Source organism: Photobacterium iliopiscarium (assembly GCF_003026395.1).
GTDB lineage: Bacteria > Pseudomonadota > Gammaproteobacteria > Enterobacterales > Vibrionaceae > Photobacterium > Photobacterium iliopiscarium.
Map to the genome: position 1 here is coordinate 91,471 of NZ_PYOO01000003.1, position 20,789 is coordinate 112,259.

General features: G+C 40.6%; 18 protein-coding genes. 4 read left to right on the forward strand and 14 right to left on the reverse strand.

Features of this window, described 5'->3' with window-relative positions; translation table 11 throughout:
• Positions 1-682: 682 nt before the first annotated feature.
• Together C9J51_RS06250 and C9J51_RS06255 are read left to right on the forward strand one after the other, a co-directional pair.
• Complete coding sequence (locus C9J51_RS06250) at positions 683-1,984, forward strand: hypothetical protein (protein WP_052668214.1); 1,302 nt, start codon at positions 683-685, stop codon at positions 1,982-1,984.
• Positions 1,959-3,944: a hypothetical protein gene (locus tag C9J51_RS06255; RefSeq protein ID WP_107274909.1), complete on the forward strand. Its 1,986-nt coding sequence runs from the start codon at positions 1,959-1,961 to the stop codon at positions 3,942-3,944. Before C9J51_RS06250 ends, C9J51_RS06255 begins: the two co-directional genes overlap by 26 nt.
• 290 nt (positions 3,945-4,234) lie before the next feature.
• Here C9J51_RS06255 and C9J51_RS06260 read toward each other — a convergent pair whose 3' ends face one another.
• The 13 genes from C9J51_RS06260 to yceD form a co-directional block, all read right to left on the reverse strand.
• Positions 4,235-5,011: a TatD family hydrolase gene (locus C9J51_RS06260; RefSeq protein WP_045036691.1), complete on the reverse strand. Its 777-nt coding sequence runs from the start codon at positions 5,009-5,011 to the stop codon at positions 4,235-4,237.
• Between the two features lie 68 nt (positions 5,012-5,079).
• Positions 5,080-6,042, reverse strand: coding sequence for a DNA polymerase III subunit delta' (holB, locus tag C9J51_RS06265; RefSeq protein ID WP_045040711.1), 963 nt, complete (start codon positions 6,040-6,042; stop codon positions 5,080-5,082).
• A gap of 2 nt (positions 6,043-6,044) precedes the next feature.
• Positions 6,045-6,674, reverse strand: a complete 630-nt coding sequence (gene tmk, locus C9J51_RS06270; RefSeq protein WP_107274910.1) for a dTMP kinase — start codon at positions 6,672-6,674, stop codon at positions 6,045-6,047.
• The gene (gene mltG / locus C9J51_RS06275) at positions 6,671-7,678 is read right to left on the reverse strand and encodes an endolytic transglycosylase MltG (RefSeq protein WP_107274911.1); all 1,008 of its coding nucleotides are present in this window, start codon (positions 7,676-7,678) and stop codon (positions 6,671-6,673) included. The genes tmk and mltG overlap by 4 nt, the downstream gene beginning before the upstream one ends.
• Positions 7,672-8,481, reverse strand: a complete 810-nt coding sequence (pabC, locus tag C9J51_RS06280; RefSeq protein WP_045040712.1) for an aminodeoxychorismate lyase — start codon at positions 8,479-8,481, stop codon at positions 7,672-7,674. The genes mltG and pabC overlap by 7 nt, the downstream gene beginning before the upstream one ends.
• 105 nt (positions 8,482-8,586) lie before the next feature.
• Positions 8,587-9,825, reverse strand: coding sequence for a beta-ketoacyl-ACP synthase II (fabF, locus tag C9J51_RS06285; protein ID WP_045036696.1), 1,239 nt, complete (start codon positions 9,823-9,825; stop codon positions 8,587-8,589).
• A gap of 88 nt (positions 9,826-9,913) precedes the next feature.
• Entirely contained in the window at positions 9,914-10,147 is a 234-nt protein-coding gene (gene acpP / locus C9J51_RS06290; protein ID WP_045036697.1) for an acyl carrier protein, read from the reverse strand.
• Between the two features lie 158 nt (positions 10,148-10,305).
• Positions 10,306-11,040 carry a 3-oxoacyl-ACP reductase FabG gene (fabG, locus tag C9J51_RS06295; RefSeq protein WP_045036698.1) on the reverse strand — a complete coding sequence of 245 codons (735 nt, stop codon included), beginning with the start codon at positions 11,038-11,040 and terminating at the stop codon, positions 10,306-10,308.
• Between the two features lie 24 nt (positions 11,041-11,064).
• The gene (gene fabD, locus C9J51_RS06300; protein ID WP_045040713.1) at positions 11,065-11,994 is read right to left on the reverse strand and encodes an ACP S-malonyltransferase; all 930 of its coding nucleotides are present in this window, start codon (positions 11,992-11,994) and stop codon (positions 11,065-11,067) included.
• 135 nt (positions 11,995-12,129) lie between these two features.
• Positions 12,130-13,086: a beta-ketoacyl-ACP synthase III gene (locus C9J51_RS06305; protein WP_045036700.1), complete on the reverse strand. Its 957-nt coding sequence runs from the start codon at positions 13,084-13,086 to the stop codon at positions 12,130-12,132.
• Positions 13,087-13,091: 5 nt separating this feature from the next.
• On the reverse strand, positions 13,092-14,114 hold the full coding sequence (gene plsX / locus C9J51_RS06310) for a phosphate acyltransferase PlsX (protein WP_045036701.1): 1,023 nt from the start codon (positions 14,112-14,114) through the stop codon (positions 13,092-13,094).
• 12 nt (positions 14,115-14,126) lie between these two features.
• Positions 14,127-14,297 carry a 50S ribosomal protein L32 gene (gene rpmF / locus C9J51_RS06315; RefSeq protein ID WP_006231206.1) on the reverse strand — a complete coding sequence of 57 codons (171 nt, stop codon included), beginning with the start codon at positions 14,295-14,297 and terminating at the stop codon, positions 14,127-14,129.
• Between the two features lie 20 nt (positions 14,298-14,317).
• On the reverse strand, positions 14,318-14,836 hold the full coding sequence (gene yceD / locus C9J51_RS06320) for a 23S rRNA accumulation protein YceD (protein ID WP_045036702.1): 519 nt from the start codon (positions 14,834-14,836) through the stop codon (positions 14,318-14,320).
• Between the two features lie 392 nt (positions 14,837-15,228).
• Here yceD and C9J51_RS06325 point away from each other — a divergent pair, with 392 nt between their 5' ends.
• Positions 15,229-15,810: a Maf family protein gene (locus C9J51_RS06325; protein ID WP_045040714.1), complete on the forward strand. Its 582-nt coding sequence runs from the start codon at positions 15,229-15,231 to the stop codon at positions 15,808-15,810.
• 69 nt (positions 15,811-15,879) lie between these two features.
• Here C9J51_RS06325 and rluC read toward each other — a convergent pair whose 3' ends face one another.
• Positions 15,880-16,824 carry a 23S rRNA pseudouridine(955/2504/2580) synthase RluC gene (gene rluC / locus C9J51_RS06330; protein ID WP_045036704.1) on the reverse strand — a complete coding sequence of 315 codons (945 nt, stop codon included), beginning with the start codon at positions 16,822-16,824 and terminating at the stop codon, positions 15,880-15,882.
• Positions 16,825-17,261: 437 nt separating this feature from the next.
• Here rluC and rne point away from each other — a divergent pair, with 437 nt between their 5' ends.
• Positions 17,262-20,567, forward strand: coding sequence for a ribonuclease E (gene rne / locus C9J51_RS06335; RefSeq protein ID WP_107274912.1), 3,306 nt, complete (start codon positions 17,262-17,264; stop codon positions 20,565-20,567).
• Positions 20,568-20,789: the final 222 nt, after the last annotated feature.

A 20,789-nucleotide genomic window follows, 5' to 3' on the forward strand; every position in this document is an offset into this window, starting at 1 on the left:
GACATAGAACTTCATTCATTTATGCCTATCTATAAGTTCGTTTTCGACTCAGTTATTGTGCTCACCAAACGATTCTGTCATAACAAATATTACTAATACGCCAAAACTAATTATCTTTAACCACCCTCGCTATTGTCGCCCTACTACACCCTACTTCTACTGTCTGTGAGTAACTATACCTAAGGCTTGCAATGATTCATTTACACGGTAACAACGGTACTTTTATGGGTTCACTTCAATAATTGCTGACTTTTACTTTCGCAAGACCTTGAACCTGACGTTTGTACCTAGTCTCATAATCATCACCCACCATATCTGTGCCTAGATCTAATATGTGTCCGGTTAAAACCAAGATAATATTGTTTTGTTGAACATTTTGTTCGGTAGTTAACAGACGAAGATCAGCAAAGATAAGTATTATTATCACCTATTAGTTCAATCTAAGTTGGTTTTCTTAATCAGTTTGTTATGGATGGTTTCTTAAATGCTGCAATGCGGGTTGGGCAGTAAGGTGAGCTGGTTTCATTGGGGTATACCCTAATTAAAAGACTGTTGTGAGAGTTAACATCAAAAAACTGGAAATTAATGCATTGGCGCTCATATGGCATGATAGTACTATCATAGATTCGTTGAGATCACTGGCTCAGCATACGTAAAGGTATCATGAAAAAATGGATGTTATATGACTGAAAAAACAGAATCTAAAATGTCACCCAAATTATTCCTTAAATCTAGAAGGCCAGAACGTTTTTCTGATTCGGTGATAAAAGAAGTTGGAAGGTTAGATCGTTCAGTTTTGGAGTATCACTTATCTACTCTCAACAGAAGAAGCATGGAATTGGCATTTGAAGATTTTGCAAAACAACTTTGTGAAAAAACCATCTGTCCAAATTTACTAGAGCAAACGGGTCCTGTTGCGGGTGGAGATGGAAAAGTTGATACACAAACCTTCCCTGTATCAGAGCAAGCAAAAGACCTTTGGTATATTGGTATAAATGAAAAAGCAGATGAAGAGCGATGGGCATTCGCTGTTAGTACACAGGAAGATTGGAAAGCAAAGTGTAGGAAAGATGTTAGAAAGATAAAGGCTACTGATCGTAATTACAGCAAAGCGTTCTGTGTGACAAATATGTATGCAAAAGCAAATCAGCGCAGCGATTTAGAAGATTCATTATGTAAAGAAACAGGCATTGATGTAAGAATATTAGATATATCATGGATACTTGATCAAATTTTTAAACATGGTTATGAACAGTTAGCTATTGATACTTTATCTATCGATGTGGATTGGCGAAGGGAAATAGAAGTTGGTGCTAGTGACTACTCCAAAGGTTTGCGTTTACAAGAAATTAAAAAGGATATTCGAGATAAGGTTGATACCAGTAAAATTCTCCCTCATCAATTAGATTGGATGCTGGAAGAAGCTGTTCTTTCAAAAGAACTAGAAAATCCACCTATAGAAACACAAGGACTTTTCGATAGAGCTATTAGGGTATCAAAACGACATGGAACCAAATACCATTTATTTGCAGCTCATTATCAATATGCTTGGGCATCTTATTGGTGGTATGAAGACATGGAGTTGTTTGAAGAGCAGTTATTACACTCTATTGAAATAGCAAAAGATATAGAACAATCAGGCCAATGGGGTGATGTTGTTTCTTTGCTTAGCATCTATTCATCATATTATCGGAGTAATAAAGACAAGTATCAAACTGATGTAGCACCGATTCTGACGGAAATAAAAGAGACACTCTTCAAACTATCTTTAAGAGATGATCGACCAAGCAATTCTCTTATGTCTCGAGCTTATGTGGAATTAATAAACTTACTAACCATTAAAAATACAGATGAAGCATCTGATATCTTCAATTCGCTTCTTGAAATTGTTAAAGAAGGTGGATTCCTTGTGGGTTTCCCATTCAACGAGCTTTATAATTTAGTTACTGAGCTTGATAATGTTTTCGGCGAGCGAGCTAGCTAGTTATGAGGCTTTTTTAGATTACTTCACCGAACAGGCTTCTTATCGTGATGGAGAGACAAAAGGCGCATTACTTTGGTTAAAAAGGGGCGCTCGACGTTTGGAGTCTGACGAACCATATCAGGCTATAAAACTTATTGGAAAATCTCTTGTTGGACTTTACAAAAAAGAAACAAAGAAAGATCTTTATGCTGCTTTAAATATTTTGTCATTGGCTTATCAAAAAGTCGGTTTACTTTGGGCCTCTCGTGCGAATTTGTTATTGGCGGCTTCAATTGTCACTGATGATTTTTGGAAAAGTGGGGATTTTGCTGTTGCTCAGGTTTATATCTATATCAGGATTGCAAAAATTGAACTTCAACTTGGTCGATTAAACTACGCCCTTTCATGGTGGAATTTAGCGTGTGTAATTGATGCTAATGTAGAAGTATCAGTCATGTCTGAACGAGAGTCGCAAAGTTTTGATGGCTTCCTCTCTCAATGTATTTTGAATACTAGTCATGAGAAACTAAAATCATTTAATAAGTTACCAGACTTGTTGGATAACTATCAATTATTCGTTAGTAGGTCAATATTATTACACGCATTAGGCTATGAGGATGTTGTTGAAAACGAATATCAATTAAAAATCGATCAAGAATATCTTAACTATCTTAAAATGGTTAGGGATGCCGATTTAGGGGCTGTAGTGCCAAACCTTATCGTTAGTGAAGGGAGATATAGTCACTTAAAAAGTTCTGTTATGGGTTGTGAAATAAAAATCTTTTTCCCTTTTCGAAGTCCATTAGTAGAACTTGCAGAAACACTTCTCTCAGTAATTGAAGGTTTTTGTTCAACTTGCATTGTCGATCAAGTGATAGTTTTTGAATCAAGCCTCGATATTGAAATTATAGCTGATGACGAAGATGAAATAAAAATATCTCACGAAATTGATACTTCTGGTTCTGTTTTAAAGATGGAAGTTACCTGCTCTTCTTTCACGTCAGATATGTTAAATATTTCAGGGCAAAATGAGATTCAAAAATGGCTTCATCAGTTTGTGATTGATGTCTTTTCCCATTTAATGAGACCCAAAAACTTAGAATTAACTTTGGATTCAATGCTGGGGAATGATAAAGCGTTGGAGCGTTCAGTTTCTTTTGGAACCTGCTTCGGGGGTTTAAATAATGTTATGGGAAGCAATGCGGTTGTTGATATTAAAGAACTACTCTTAGATAAGAAACTATCAGATTATGCTTTGAAAAGATCTGAAGCTTGGGATAAAGAATTTCCAAAAGAAATGATTGTGAAAAATTCATTGACCGATTACAAACCTGGTAAAGGTGAGCCGCCGAAGAATTTATTTGATAAAGAAAAACTATCACATAACGATATGAAAGTTAATAATTTAATTAAAGTTAGGCTTTGGGATAAAACTATTTGGTGTGGAACAGGATTCGCTTTATATCCAGATGGTACACTTGAGTTAACCTTATTATTTAATGATGAAAAAGCTGCGGAATCAATTTTTGATGACCTTATAAGCGAAGTTGGAGAAGTCGATAAACCTAACAAGTTAAAAATATCAATTATTCGTAAAATTAGTGAGAAGTCACCAGCACACTATCGAGTTTGCATTAGCGAAAACTCTACATTTGATGATAGTAAAATGGTTCAAATGATTGCTCGAAAGAATACGATGACGCCTTCGACGAGCGATAATCTTGACCGATTCTTGGCAGCTTATAAAGACAGGAAAAAATACATATTGAGCTATGGAGTAGTAAAAGACGAAAAGTTATTACCTTCTTCAAGTAAACGAAGGATAATCAACAAGTTTGATATTGTAGTTGTAGATGCATGGGAAGTTGGGCCTAATGATATTGAAATAATGGCAATAGATAAAAACGATGACCCAATAATTCCTAAAAATGTAGATAACCCACCAATTTTTGCTGCTCTCAAGAGACAGTTTGGTGAATAAAACCTCTAGGATGTACGGTTTTTTCATCTTACTCTAATTTATCCAATAACGAGTTAGCTCTTTAGCTAACTCGTTTTGATCACCAAGCAATTCTGTCACAACCAACTTCACTAATCTCAGGCTATTTTGACGAACTTCCCCACCCATTTCACATAATATCTGTTATATGTCCCACAGGGAATTGTATGTGTTACAACCATTTAGAAATATCACATCAACCACCAGCCCCTTTCCTACAACAAAAAAAGAGAAGCCGAGGCTTCTCTTTAATGTCATACCAAAACTGTGCTTTACTGTTTTGCTAATGAAAACAGTGTGAAGAAGTTTTTGGTGGTGGCTTGTTCCACTTCTTCAACAGATATGCCTTTTAATAGCGCAATATATTGAGCTACTTCACGAGTATAAGCTGGTTGGTTTTGCTTACCACGGTATGGAATTGGGGCTAAAAATGGTGAATCAGTTTCAACCAACAAGCGCTCTAGCGGTAACTTACTCACCACATTTTTCAAATCGCTCGCAGTATTGAACGTTACGATGCCTGAGATTGAGATATAAAAGCCTAGCTCAATCGCAGCTAATGCCATATCCAAATCTTCAGTGAAGCAATGTAATACACCACCACACTTATCTGCGCCTTCTTCACGTAAAATACGCATAGTATCTTCACGTGCCATACGGGTATGGATAATTAGCGGCTTATTCAATTCAACCGCCACACGTGCTTGCTCACGGAACAATTTTTGCTGTAATTCCGCAGTCTCAGGCTGATAGTGATAATCAAGCCCAGTTTCACCAATCGCAACCACTTTCTCATGGCGTGCATAGGCTTTAAACTGCTCAGAGTCATACCCTGACTCTACATCGAGTGGATGAATACCACAGGATGCAAACACGTTATCGTAAGGTGCGATCATTTCCATCATTTTAGGAAAAGCCGCTAATGTCACCCCTACTGATAGAAAATATTCAACGCCACGTTCCTTGGCCTTATTTAATACATCATCAATCCCTGTATGTAATTTATCGTAATCAAGTTTATCAAGATGACAATGTGAATCGACTAACACAGGCTTTCCTCTTGTTTATTCTTATGCTTCATTTCATAACGGTGCTGGTAAAGCATTAATGGTGAAAATTACTGACCAATAAATCCGCTTAACCATTCAACCACTAACAACTCAATATTTAGCCCTGTATGTTTAGCTAATTGACGATGTAAGTTATTAAGATTGCGCACTTGTTCTAACAATAATGCGGTTGGTATTGTGGTCGCAACAGCTTCAACGGCAGGTAGCGATTCTTGATGGACAAGATATTGCGTTGCCCCTTGTTGCCATTTTAAACAATCAACCAGAAAATAACTGAGCAATTGTAATGTCACAATACCATCAGCAGTACACATTGCCGCGACATCATAAATACCAATATGCGGCGGTTGTACAAATTCAGTAAACGCTTTAACTAAATGGCCGTAACGAATATCTAATCCACTTTCAATGAAAGACAACGTTGCTAATGGCGCACCATTATTAAGCCGTACACTTTCTAAAAAGATAGATTGTTGAAGTTGGCTTTCAACCCAACTTTTGACATTAGTTTCTTCAGGTGGATTTAAACGCCACTTATTACAACGACTCACTACTGTCGGTAATAACCGATCTAAACTTTGTGCCGTCAATATAAATTGGCAACCCGCAGGTGGTTCTTCTAATGTTTTTAATATCGCGTTGGCACCGGCTTCACCCAATGCATCCGCATCTTCAATTAAAATAACTCGCTGCCCATTAAGGTGTGAGGTTTCCGTTGCCCAACGGTTACATTGACGAACCGCATCAACACCAATTTGCTTACCTTCTTGTTCTGGCTTAATAACATGAAAGTCAGGATGGTTTTCAGCATCAAATAATTGGCAACTATGGCAAACACCACAAGGCTCTGTTTGTGAATTTTGGCAAAGTACGGTTTTCGATAATTGTCGAGCTAATACACCTCGCCCACTGCCCTTTGCCGCTAATAACAAAATAGCATGGTGTAAACGTCGCTGCTCAAGCAACTGCTGCCAGTTGTGCCACAAAGTTTGTTGCCATGGATATATCATTATTATTGTTGCTCCAACCAAGACTGTAATGCTTGGATTAAATCGGCAGTAACGCGTTCTAAGGTTTGGCTGGCATCAATAATAATCACATTAGGTTGATTGTTACATAATGCTAAAAAGCGCTCACGAGCACGTTCAAAAAAACTAATATCCATTTGTTCAATACGATCAAGCTCACCACGGCCACGTGCGCGCTGTAAACCTAATACAGGATCAATATCCATATAGATAGTCAGATCAGGACGAAAATCCCCTAGAACGGTATCACGCAGGTTTTCCATCAATGCTTGATCAAAGCCACGTCCACCGCCTTGATAAGCCTGTGATGACATATCATGACGATCACCCACCACCCACCGTCCTTCGGCAAGCGCAGGTTTAATTACGTTATCAACTAATTGAATACGCGCTGCGTAAAGCAACAATAACTCTGCCATATCCGTTAAAGGCTCATCAGGATGACCTTGTTTAACTAAGGCGCGCATTTGTTCTGCCAGCGGTGTACCACCAGGCTCACGGGTTGATTGTGGGTTTGTAATACCATGCTGCGCTAATGTTGCTACAACTTGCGCTATTGCTGTACTTTTACCAGCCCCTTCAAGGCCTTCGATGACAATAAATTTACCGTTCATTTCTGCTTTCTTAATATTTTAAGGTAGGCACGAACCGCGCGGTTGTGCTCGACTAACGTGGTTGAAAACTTGTGACCCCCTTTACCATCTGCGACAAAATAATAAAAGTCACTGTTATCGGGATCAACGGCGGCCATAATAGATGCCTTACTTGGCATTGCTATTGGTGTCGGCGGTAAACCACGCATGGTATAGGTGTTGTAAGCCGTTGGTGTGCGTAGGTCTTTTTTAGTAATGTTGCCATGATACTTATCACCCATACCGTAAATAACCGTTGGATCGGTTTGTAATGGCATATTGGCACGTAAGCGATTCATAAAGACAGAAGCAACTAGGCCACGCTCACTGGCAACGGCGGTTTCTTTTTCAATAATGGATGCCATGATCAACGCTTGGTACGGCGTTTTTAATGGCGAATCTTTAGCCCGTTGCTGCCATGCAAGATCCAGTTCTTTCATCATCGCAACATGCGCACGTTTTAAAATACTGATATCACTCGTACCTGCGGTAAAATGATACGTATTCGGCAGAAAATAACCTTCAACTTTATCATTATCAATTCCAATCGCAGTACTAATTTGTGTTTGTGTCATACCATCAGAAGTATGTTTTAAATGTGGGTCGGCTTGTAATAATTCCCGCCACTCACTAAAACGTTCACCATCAACCAACGTAATAGCGTATTGGTATTCTTTACCTTCGGTGATCATCGTTAATACCGACTGCAATGTTGCTTGAGGCTTTATCGCATAAGTGCCCGCTTTAATATCCGTCAATGTAGGCTCTAAATATCCAACCCAACGTAACCATGGTGATAAAGCCATGATCTTATCATCACTTAATTGTGTTAATAATCGACGAAATGATGTCCCTGTTTTTACGGTAATAAATGTTTGTTGTTCAATAAGCACTGGTTTATCAAGCGTTGATTTAACTTGAAAAAATCCCCAACCAGCCGCGCTTGCTATTAATAATAACAATACAAAAATCAACTTCTTTAGCACGAATGTAACCTCTTCCATAGTATTTCGAACATTGTATGTTCACTGTATTGTGTTGTTTGTATTTGATTTATAGGCACTAACGCCATCAATGCATTAGTAATAAAAACTTCATCAGCAGCAAATACAGCTGCCAGATCAAAATCACCTACTTGATAATCACAATTCAATTCATAAAGCATATCAAGTACATGTTGGCGCATAACCCCAGCAACGCCTGCACGTTGTAGCGCTGGAGTATATACAGTATTGCCTTTACGCCAAAATAGATTTGCTACTGTGGTTTCAATAACCCGATCGTCACCATCAAGTGCAATCGCATCAACCCAACCTGCTTGTTCAATTTCTTGTTTTAATAACACTTGTTCAAGCCGATTTAAATGCTTCATTCCAGCAAGCATAGGACTATTACCCATTCGTTGCTGACACACACCTAAGACAATCCCTTGCTGTTGCCATTGTTGATAATGTAATGGCCATTCGAAATGAGTGATGATGACTTGAGTATCATTACACCCTGTCGGATTATACCCACGACCACCGCTACCACGACTAATTAAGATTTTAATACCGCCTTTATGAGGATATTTCAATGCAAGGGCGATAACATCAGTATATACCTGCTGCCAATTTGGTGCAGTAATCACTAGTCTTTCTAGGCTTACTTTTAAGCGTGTTAAATGCAATGACCACAATTGAACCTGTTGGTGTTCAACTAGCATTGTTGTAAAGCAACCATCACCGTATTGGGTTGCTCTATCTGTAATGGCAAGTAGCTGTTGCTCACAACCATTCACTGAAGTCATTACGTATTCCTTTTTACAGATAAAAAAATAGCCTGATATCGAAATATCAGGCTATCTAATCATATCAGGTTATGGCACTTATTGCTCAACACGCAAATAAGTGAATTAAATTTTCTTAAACAATAACGAACCGTTAGTGCCGCCAAAACCGAATGAGTTACATAATGCGTATTCTAGGTTAGCTTGACGCGCTTCACCTGGAACATAATCAAGATCACAACCTTCACCTGGGTTATCCAAGTTAATTGTTGGCGGTACGACTTGATCCATCAAACTTAGAATAGTGATGATTGATTCAACAGAGCCAGCAGCACCTAACAAGTGACCAGTCATTGATTTAGTTGATGAAACCATAACACTATCCGCAGCAGCACCTAGCGCGCGTTTAATGCCTAATGTTTCAGTCTTATCACCAGCAGGTGTTGATGTGCCATGGGCGTTGATGTAGCCAATCTTGTCAGCATTGATACCCGCATCACGAATACAAGCTTCCATTGCTAACGCACCACCTGAACCATCAGCACTTGGTGACGTCATGTGGTAAGCATCACCACTCATGCCAAAGCCAACAAGCTCTGCATAAATTTTCGCGCCACGTGCTTTAGCGTGTTCGTACTCTTCTAGTACAATCACACCCGCGCCATCACCTAATACAAAACCATCGCGATCTTTGTCCCATGGACGAGAAGCCGCTTGAGGATCATCATTACGTGTTGATAATGCTTTTGCAGCAGCAAAACCCGCCATGCCTAGCTCTGTTGATGCTTTTTCTGCACCACCCGCTAGCATTGCGTCAGCATCACCGTATGCAATCATACGTGCAGCATGGCCAATGTTATGAAGGCCCGTCGTACACGCTGTAGAGATAGCGAGGTTTGGACCACGTAGACCGTACATGATAGACATGTGACCCGCGATCATATTAACAATTGTTGATGGTACAAAGAACGGACTGATTTTACGCGGTCCTTTGTCGATCAATGTTTGATGGCCAGCTTCAATTAAACCTAAACCACCAATACCAGAACCAATAGCAACACCGATACGTGGTGCATTTTCTTCAGTAACTTCAAAACCAGAATCTTTGAATGCTTGTACGCCAGCTGCTACGCCATATTGGATAAATAAATCCATTTTGCGAGCATCTTTTCGAGACATGTAATCTTCGCAATTGAAATCTTTGATCATTCCGGCAAATTGAGTAGCAAAGGCGCTTGCATCAAAATGTTGAATGGTACTGATACCACTGGTGCCAGACTGTAAAGCTTTCCAAGAAGATTCAACAGAATTACCAACCGGGGTAAGCATACCCATGCCAGTTACAACTACACGACGCTTAGACACGATTAATTTCTCCGGGAATTGAGGATATAACAGGAAGTGAAAAAAAACAGGCGGTCATAATGACCGCCTGGGAATATTCATTTTTATATTACTGTGCGCTGTTTACGTAGTCGATTGCAGATTGAACAGTAGTAATTTTTTCAGCTTCTTCGTCAGGGATTTCTGTATCGAATTCTTCTTCAAGAGCCATTACTAGTTCAACTGTATCTAGAGAATCAGCACCTAGATCGTCAACGAAAGATGCTTCGTTTTTAACTTCTGCTTCGTCTACGCCTAGTTGCTCAACGATGATTTTTCTTACGCGTTCTTCGATGTTGCTCATACTAATATATTTCCTTTAACAAGAATTCGCTAATGCGATTTGTTGTAGTTTATTCATTACAGCAAAAGTTGCAACACTCATAATGCTGGTCAAACCACGATTTAACCAGAAAAATAGTTCAATTTGACTTGAATCATGAAGTATTACAACAAATTTGCTTAAATCATATACATGCCGCCATTAACGTGCAATGTTTCGCCTGTTATATAAGCAGCTTCATCAGAGGCTAAAAAAGCAACAGCCGCTGCTATTTCGCGCGGATCGCCTAAACGACCAGCAGGAACATTTGCTAACGTTGCAGCACGTTGATCATCATTTAGCGCTTTTGTCATATCCGTTTCAATAAAACCGGGAGCAACTGCGTTAACGGTGATTCCACGAGAAGCAACTTCGCGTGCCATCGATTTTGTAAAACCAAGCAAACCTGCTTTAGCAGCTGCGTAGTTTGTTTGTCCAGCGTTACCCATAGTACCAACAACAGAGCCAATACTAATAATACGGCCATGACGTTTTTTCATCATAGCACGCAACACTGCTTTAGACAGACGGAAAACCGACGTAAGGTTGGTATCCATGATATCTTGCCATTCGTCTTCTTTCATACGCATGAGTAGATTATCACGAGTAATACCAGCGTTATTCACAAGAATGTCAATATCGCCATATTGTTCTTTAATTTGCTTTAATGTGACTTCAATTGACTCTGGTGAGGTTACGTTTAACGCAAAACCTTTACCGTGATCGCCAAGATACGCACTAATCGCATCAGCACCGCTCTCAGATGTTGCCGTACCGATAACTGTTGCGCCACGCTCAGCTAAAATTTCAGCAATTGCACGACCAATACCGCGACTCGCACCTGTAACTAGTGCAATTTTACCTTCCAGACTCATTGTAAATCCTCTTTCTAAGCTTAATTACTTTGCTAATGCAGCTGTTAATGATGCAACATCATTTACGGCTACGCTGCTAAGTGCACGATCAATACGTTTAGTCAAACCTGTTAATACTTTACCTGGGCCCATTTCTAGCAATTCTTCAACGCCTTCAGATGCCATACGCTCAACAGATTCAGTCCAACGAACTGGATTGTATAGCTGCTTAACAAGTGCCAATTTAATGGCAACAGGATCAGTCTCAGTCGCTACGTCTGCATTATTGATTACAGGCACAGTCGGCGCACTAAATGCTAAGCCTTCTAATGCGATAGCAAGTTTATCAGCGGCTGGCTTCATTAACGCACAGTGTGAAGGAACAGAAACAGGCAATGGTAATGCACGCTTAGCTCCAGCTTCTTTACACAATACATTGGCACGCTCTACTGCTTCTTTGTTACCCGCAATAACCACTTGACCTGGCGAGTTAAAGTTAACAGGAGAACACACTTGATCTTCAGCAGCTTGTGCACATGCTGCTGCAATCGCATCGTTATCTAAACCAATAATTGCAGACATTGCACCAACACCCGCTGGAACCGCTTCTTGCATTAGTTTACCACGAAGCTCAACTAACTTAACTGCCGCTTGGAAATCAATCACACCAGCACATACAAGTGCAGAATATTCACCCAAGCTATGTCCAGCTAAAACAACAGGTTGTTCACCACCTTGTTGTTGCCATACACGCCAAATCGCTACAGATGCGGTTAATAATGCAGGCTGTGTACGCTGAGTTTGGTTTAAATCTTCAACGGGACCATTTTGAACTAATGCCCATAGGTCGTAACCTAGCGCATCAGAGGCTTCAGCAAACGTCTGCTTAACCACATCAAATTGCTCTGCTAAATCAGCAAGCATGCCAACAGTTTGAGAACCCTGTCCAGGGAAAACAATCGCGAACTTAGACATTTGAGAATCCTTATTCTTTATATACTGATCGTTCAGTAAATTAATAGGCTAATAAGACAGCGTTAACTATATTCAACCTTCTGCCTTATCGCAAAATTCTTTTAACGCGTAAACTAAACCGATTCTTGATTTAGTTTAAAATTTCACTAGTGCAGAGCCCCAAGTGAAACCGCCACCAAACGCTTCTAATAATAACGTTTGACCACGTTGAATACGGCCATCACGTACCGCTTCATCTAACGCCGTCGGTACGGTTGCTGAAGAGGTGTTACCATGACGATCCAGTGTAACCACCACTTGATCCATCGACATTGATAATTTTTTCGCTGTGGCTGAAATAATACGCATATTCGCTTGATGTGGCACTAACCAATCAAGTTCAGATTTATCCATATTATTGGCAATAAGCGTATTTTTTACTAAGTTAGACAGTTGAGTAACTGCTACTTTAAACACTTCATTACCAGCCATGTACAGCCAAGTATTAGCATCAAAATCTTTATCATGCTCAGGCACAGCAAGGCTTAATAAGCCACCGAAGTGACCATCAGCATATAAATGCGTTGAAATGATACCTTGTTCTTCACTTGCGCCAAGAACGACCGCACCCGCCGCATCACCAAATAAGATAATGGTTGAACGATCTTTAGGATCACAATGACGAGAAAGTGCATCAGATCCAATCACTAATACATTTTTTGCCATGCCCGTTTTAATATGTTGATCAGCAACACTTAATGCGTAAACAAAGCCAGTACATGCCGCAGATAAATCAAAAGCAGGACAGCCTTTAATATCTAACATGCCTTGTACTTGGCAAGCCGCAGAGGGAAATGAGTGGCTTGCACTAGAGGTTGCAACAATAATAAGATCAATATCTTCTTTATTGATACCCGCCATTTCAATCGCATTTAAAGAAGCATGATAACCCATTACGGCAACCGTTTCGTCAGCCGAGGCAATGCGACGCTCACGAATACCAGTACGAGCAACGATCCATTCATCGCTAGTGTCTATCGTTTGTTCTAAATCCGCATTAGTGCGAACTTGTGTTGGCAAATAGCTGCCAGTTCCTAAAATTTTGCTATACATGAAGACTAATAATGCCTCTCTAATAAGACCTCTTCCAGACGGTCACTGATTTTCATCGGTATTTGGCGTTTAATCTCATAAACCGCTTGGCTTATGGCATTCTCCAAAGCTGTGGTATCAGCACTTCCATGGCTTTTCACTACAATACCGCGTAATCCTAACAGACTTGCGCCATTATACTGGTCGGGGTTCAATTGTTGTAAACTATTAAACAGTTCACGAAATAACCACTTAGCAATTAATCGCTTAAATGGATTACGTCCGATATTGCGTTTAATACAATCAATGAATAGGTTAGCGACCCCTTCACTGGTTTTTAAGCTCACATTCCCGACAAAGCCATCGCATACGATCACATCGGCTTTATCTGAATATAATTGATGACCTTCAATATAACCAATGTAATTAATGTCAGGAGATTCAGCTAACATTTCAGCACAACGTTTAACCAGATCATTGCCTTTAATGGCTTCTTCGCCAATATTAAGTAATGCAACCCGAGGTGATGTGCCTAATGTTTGTTCCGCAACCACCGATCCCATAACGGCAAATTGAAACAAGGTATCTGCATCACAAGAAACATTTGCGCCAAGATCGAGTAACCAAGTATGGTTAGCATTGCGATTAGGAATTTCTGAAATTAAAGCAGGACGTTCAACACCAGGAAGTTGTTTTAGCACATAGCGAGATAAAGCCATTAATGCTCCCGTATTACCAGCACTCACACAGGCATCAGCATCACCAACGGCAACCGCTTCTAGAGCCATGCGCATTGAAGAACCTTTACTATGTCGTAATGCTTGTGATGGACGAGTTTCATTCGCTATAACATTATCGCAATGTACGATAGACAATCGAGGATGATTGAGCTTATTAAGAAGTGTTAACTGGGTAGTGATAGCACTAATATCACCAAATAGAATGAGTTTGAGCTCAGGCGAATGCAACAGTGCCTGCACGGCGGCAGGCACTGTTACTTGAGGACCGAAATCCCCGCCCATTGCATCAAGTGCAACGGTAAGACCCATTAAGGTTCAACCTTACTTGTTGATAACCTTACGGCCACGGTAGAAACCGTCAGCTGTCACGTGGTGACGTAGGTGAGTTTCACCTGATGCTGAATCTACAGAAACTGCTGCTGTAGTTAGCGCATCATGTGAACGACGCATACCACGTGCTGCACGTGATTTTTTGCTCTTTTGTACGGCCATTAACCCTACTCCTGTTAAATTTAACTTTTAAGATTTTTCAATACTGCAAACGGATTCGGACGCTCATCAGCAACGGGAATATCACCAAAAGACAAGTTATGAGTGCCGATCTTACAACCGTCAACATCATGTCTTGCTACTTGTGGTAACTCTAACATCAATTCATCTTCGATAAGTTGAGTTAAATTAATTTCGCCATTTTCATCGACAATTGTCGGCTCATAGGCTTCCGGTAACTTGTCAATAGCCTCTTCATCACGAACTGGACTATAACAGAATTCAACACTAATTGTGTGTGGAAATTCTCCCTGACATCTCTGACAGGTCAACATCACATCAATACTTGCGTTTCCGCGCATGAAAGGAATACGACGTTGGTCAAGGTCAAAAGACAAGTTGACGTTTGCATCACTTATTACGCTCTGGGTTGAGCCAGCTAAACGAGACAGAAGATCAGCTTTGATGATGCCATCATAGTCGAGTCTTTTCTGTGCAGTGCGTACTGGATCTACCTTTATCGGCAATTTTACCTTTTGCATAGGGCGCGAATATTAGCCTTATAGTCTGGTTGAGTCAAAGGAAATGTGCCTGAATTAACAGCTTTTGAACAATTCTCATGCTGCCATGAAAATTCATTCAACATTCACTCCCTCTCCTCATTAAAAAGTTCTTATTTCTTCATCACTCAATCACTTGACGATTGCTAATAAAATGATGAAAGATCACTCAATCATTGTTTAAATGCTAGCCAATAATGGCTATATACAAATTTAAATCAATAATTGCGCCTTATAATAGCATTGTGCTGTGCCGATAACATCGTCTGTCTGCATTGAAATCAAAACAATCAATAAATCAAGCTCACTGGCTTTGATTCGCTGCGATGAGTACACTCATTTACATCACTTCATTTAAATAACTCAAATAGCCTATGAACCAGCCACTTGTTCTTGCGTCAACGTCACCGTTTCGTAAAAGTTTACTTGAAAAGCTACAGTTACCTTTTACGACAGCAAATCCAAATGTTAATGAAGCCATGTTTGATAATGAATCAGCAACTGCTTTAGTTAAACGATTAGCACAAGCAAAAGCACACGCTTGTGCAGAATCTCATCCTCATCATCTTATTATAGGTTCAGACCAAGTCTGTGTCATTGATGGTGCCATTTTAGGAAAACCACATACCGAAGCGAATGCATGTGCTCAACTACGTGCAGCCAGTGGCAAGATCGTTACTTTTTATACTGGCCTATGCTTATATAATGCACGCACACAAACGACTCAAGTTATTTGTGAACCGTTCCACGTCCATTTTAGAACCTTAACCGATAATGAAATTGCACATTATGTCACTAAAGAGCAACCGCTTTACTGTGCTGGCAGCTTTAAAAGTGAAGGTTTAGGGATTGCCCTGTTTAATCGCTTAGAGGGACGCGACCCTAATACATTAGTGGGATTACCGCTTATTGCCTTACGAGAAATGCTGGCCAATGAACATATAGCCGTTTTATAAGCTAACCCTTCATTATTACAAATCATAAAAAAGGCGAGCACAATGCTCGCCTCATTATTTTCAATATCATTAAAATGTACGAAGCTTTATTAAACAGCGTTCTAATACTGGTGCCATTGGCGCACTAATATCCATTACTTCATCGGTATGTGGATGAGTAAATTTAATGTTCGCTGCATGCAAAAACAACCGTCCCAAACCTGTTTTTTTGGTGTAGGCATCAAAACGTGGATCGCCATAACGATCATCCCAAGCAATAGGATGGCCTTCATATTGACAGTGTACACGGATTTGATGAGTACGACCGGTTACTGGGCTTGCTTGTACAAGTGTTGCTTGTGCAAAACGCTCAAGGACTTTAAAGCGAGTATCTGATGCTTTTCCTTGTGGGTTAACACGCACAATACTATTTACTTCATTTTTCAATAACGGTGCATTTACTCTCTTACAGTTTGCCTTCCATTCCCCCATCACTAAGGCAAAATAATATTTCTGAACCGTTTTTTCTCTAAATTGCTCTTGTAGCTTACGTAACGCTGAACGTTTCTTCGCTATCAACAAAATGCCAGAGGTATCTCGGTCAATACGGTGTACTAACTCAAGGTATCGAGCATCAGGTCGTAATGCACGTAACGCTTCAATCGCACCAAACTTCAAACCACTGCCGCCATGAACAGCTGTGCCTGATGGCTTATTCAAAATCAAAACATGATCATCTTCATAGATAATGCATGATTCAAGTTCAGCCACTTTATTTAGTTTGGTACTGATCGGTGCTTGTTCGTCTTTCTCAGGAACAAAAACCGGTGGGACGCGTACGAGATCACCATCCTGCAATTTATATTCAGGTTTAATACGTTTTTTGTTTACTCGCACCTCGCCTTTACGCAAAATACGGTAAATCATACTTTTTGGTACATTTTTAAGCCTAGCACGGAGAAAATTATCGATCCGTTGGCCAGCAAAATCATCAGTAATATCGATGAATTGCACTTTAGGTTTATCTTCTGTCATAAGTTTGATTGTACCATGCAAATAAAGCAGATTGCCGCAAAAAAGTGAGCCTGCTATGATTGCATTCTAGAATAAGTTTTTTTGCTTATTTTACTGACAAGGTGAGCATGCTCTCATCATTTCGGCTATTTTATATACAACTCAGGTGATAAACGCAGCACGTGGCGTAAGACGTTATAGTTACCGGAGTTTTTTTTAGCGCGTCAGATTACAGATTTTTTTGATGTAACAGATACAACCACACCTCGATGTGGTGATACCAGCTGTGTGTTTCAGATCTAACCATCTCGACATAGTTGGCTAATACGTGTGGCCATAGAGCACTCCTGCATTCCAACCGTGAGGTTGCACCCGTACATCAGACTTGGAGTCAGGCACCATCAAAATTTTGACGTAATCAGCGGCGCTAATACAACAACAATAATGAGTACAATATAATGAAAAGAATGTTGATTAACGCAACTCAGAAGGAAGAGTTGCGCGTCGCATTAGTTGATGGCCAAAAGCTATTTGATCTTGATATCGAAAGCCCAGGTCACGAATCTAAAAAAGCAAATATCTACAAAGGCCGCATCACACGTATCGAACCAAGCCTGGAAGCTGCGTTCGTTGATTACGGTGCAGAACGCCATGGCTTCCTCCCTTTAAAAGAAGTTGCTAAAGATTACTTCCCGTCAAATTATTCTTACCAAGGTCGTCCTAACATTAAGGAAGTCTTGAAAGAAGGCCAAGAAGTTATCGTTCAAGTTGATAAAGAAGAGCGTGGCAACAAAGGTGCCGCACTAACAACCTTTATCTCATTAGCTGGCAGCTACTTAGTGTTAATGCCTAATAACCCTCGTGCTGGCGGTATTTCTCGTCGTATCGAAGGTGAAGAGCGTACACAACTTAAAGCAGCATTAAGCACATTAGAACTGCCTCACGGTATGGGTCTAATTGTACGTACAGCTGGTGTTGGTAAATCAGGTGAAGAGCTTGAGTGGGATTTAAATGTTCTTCTTAATCACTGGAGTGCAGTGAAAGAAGCCGCTGAATCTCAAGCTGCTCCGTTCTTGATCCACCAAGAAAGCAATGTTATTGCACGTGCTATTCGCGATTATCTTCGTCGTGATATCGGTGAAATTCTTATCGATAGCCCACAAATTTTTGAGCGCGCACGTGATCATATCAAATTAATTCGCCCTGATTTCTTATCGCGTATTAAACGTTATGAAGGTGAAGTACCTCTATTTAGTCACTACCAAATTGAAAGCCAAATTGACTCTGCGTTCCAGCGTGAAGTTCGTTTACCTTCAGGTGGCTCAGTCGTTATCGATCCAACAGAAGCACTAACGTCAATTGATATCAACTCAGCCCGTGCAACAAAGGGTGGTGATATCGAAGAAACAGCACTACAAACTAACCTAGAAGCCGCAGATGAAATTGCACGTCAATTACGTCTTCGTGATCTTGGTGGTCTTGTAGTTATCGACTTCATTGATATGACGCCAGTTCGTCACCAACGTGAAGTAGAAAATCGTTTACGTGAAGCTGTTCGTGTTGACCGTGCGCGTGTACAAATTGGTCGTATCTCTCGCTTTGGTTTGCTTGAAATGTCACGCCAACGTTTAAGCCCATCTTTAGCAGAAGCAAGCCATCACGTTTGTCCTCGTTGTACAGGTACGGGTGTTGTGCGTGATAATGAATCACTATCACTCTCTATCTTGCGTCTGATTGAAGAAGAAGCATTAAAAGATAACAGTTCACAAGTAGTTGCAATTGTACCTGTGCCTGTTGCTTCTTACTTATTAAACGAAAAGCGCCCAGCAGTACAGCACATTGAGAAATACCACAATGTGCATGTTGTTATTGTGCCAAACGCAGACATGGAAACGCCACACTTTGAAGTGTTACGTATTCGTGAAGGTGAAGAGCAAGAGACACTTTCGTACCATCTTCCAAATGCTATTGATGCATTAAGAGAAGCGGAAGCAACTGAAGCGCCACAACAAGAACGTACAACAAAAAAACGTGAAGAACCTGTTCTACACGGTTTCGCTGCACCAAAACAACCAGCACCAGTGGTAGCGGCACCAGAACCACAAGTGGCAACTAAACCACAAACGATTATTGCTCAAGCTCCAACTATCTTTAGTCGTCTTTTTGCTGCCATTTCTTCATTCTTTAATAACAGCACTGAACAACAAACAGCTGTTAAACAAGATGTTGAAACGCCAGTAAAAGAACAAACGAATAATAATCATCGTAACAACAATAACCGTCGTCCTGATAATCGCCGTAATGACCGTCAAGGTAACCGTGATAACACTCGCCGTAATGGCAATCAAGAGAGTGATCAAGACAACAACGCTGAACAAGATCGCAACAACGAGCAGCGTCAACCTCGTCGTCGCAATGAACGTAATGAGCGCACGGACAAAAACCGTCAACCTCAAGCAGAACGTCCAGCGAAGCAACCACGTCAACCTCGTACTGAAGAAGCGAAAGAGCAACCACGCCAATCTCGTAAAGAAGAGATTCCAGCGCAGAAGCAACCACGCCAACCATCAAACGAAGTTAAAGTAAAACTAACTGAAACCGTTGTTGTTGAAGCGCCAGTAGAAGCAGAAGACAAAGTCGTTAAGGTTAAACAACGTCGTCAACGTCGTCAGTTACAGAAAAAAATCCGTATTACTGACAAAGTAGCACCGGTTATTGAAGACCAAGCAACGGTTGAAGCTGTTAACCCTGTTGAAACGAATGCTATCACTGCGATCACTAACCCATCACCATTAATGGAAATGGGTACAACGATTGCAAAAGAAGCACAAACAACACCAGCTCAAGATCAATCAGTTACTGATGAACAATCAGAAACAAACGAGCAGGATAACAACCAACGTCGCAACCGTCGTTCACCACGTCACCTACGCGCTAGCGGCCAACGTCGTCGTCGCATTCGTGATACTCGTGTTGAAAAACAAGATTATGAACAGCATGAAGATCCAAGCTGTTATAACGTTGCAGATGCTGTTGAATACGCAGTTGTTGAAGCAACAGATACCATTAGCGATATGGTAAATGTTGTCTCTATTGTTGAGAAACCAAAAGCACTACGTCCAACATCAGGTGTTGCGGCACCAGAGATGGCAATGGGCAAAGTATGGTCTCGCATTAAACCAACAGTTGAAGCTCCTGTTGCAGACGTTGTTACAGAGCAGCCTCATCAGCCTGTGATCGCTCAAGCATTACCAGAGGTAGTATCACAACCGTCTTTAGGTGGTGTTGCGATGCCTGAACTTGCAATGGGTAAAGCATTCCCATTACGTGCAGTGCCAGTTGTTGAAGCGCCTGTTGTTGAAGTACCAGTTGTTGAAGCACCAGTTGTTGAAGCACCCGTTGTTGAAACACCCGTTGTTGAAACACCCGTTGTTGAAACACCCGTTGTTGAAGCACCAGTTGTTGAAGCACCAGTTGTTGAAACACCCGTTGTTGAAACACCAGTTGTTGAAGCTCCAGTTGTTAAAACAGCATCAGCACCAATGACAAAAATTGTCACTGAAGCTGTTGCAGTAACAGCAACCTCTCCACGTGGTTTCCATGCGGTAGCGGCAATGACTAAAGCACCTGCACCTGTAGAAACAGCTGTGAAAATTCACGTTGAAGCTGCACCACTACGTGAACGTGTAACAACACGCTCAGCAGGTAGCCAAACAGCAACAAATACAGCAGCAGCTCCAATGACTAAGCCATCTTTTGACTAAGTTAGTGTAATCTGCCAATAAAAAGCCATGCATCTGCATGGCTTTTTTTATCACCGCTTTTTGAGTCAGAAATAACCACAAAATTTAACAATTTCACGGTTTAACTTAATTAACATGCTATACAAGCACATATTTGCACCTTTTAACGGCTTAAGTTGAAGCATTGTAAATCTTTCGGTAACATTCTGTTACTCAATACCTTTTAATTATCCATCCATTTTA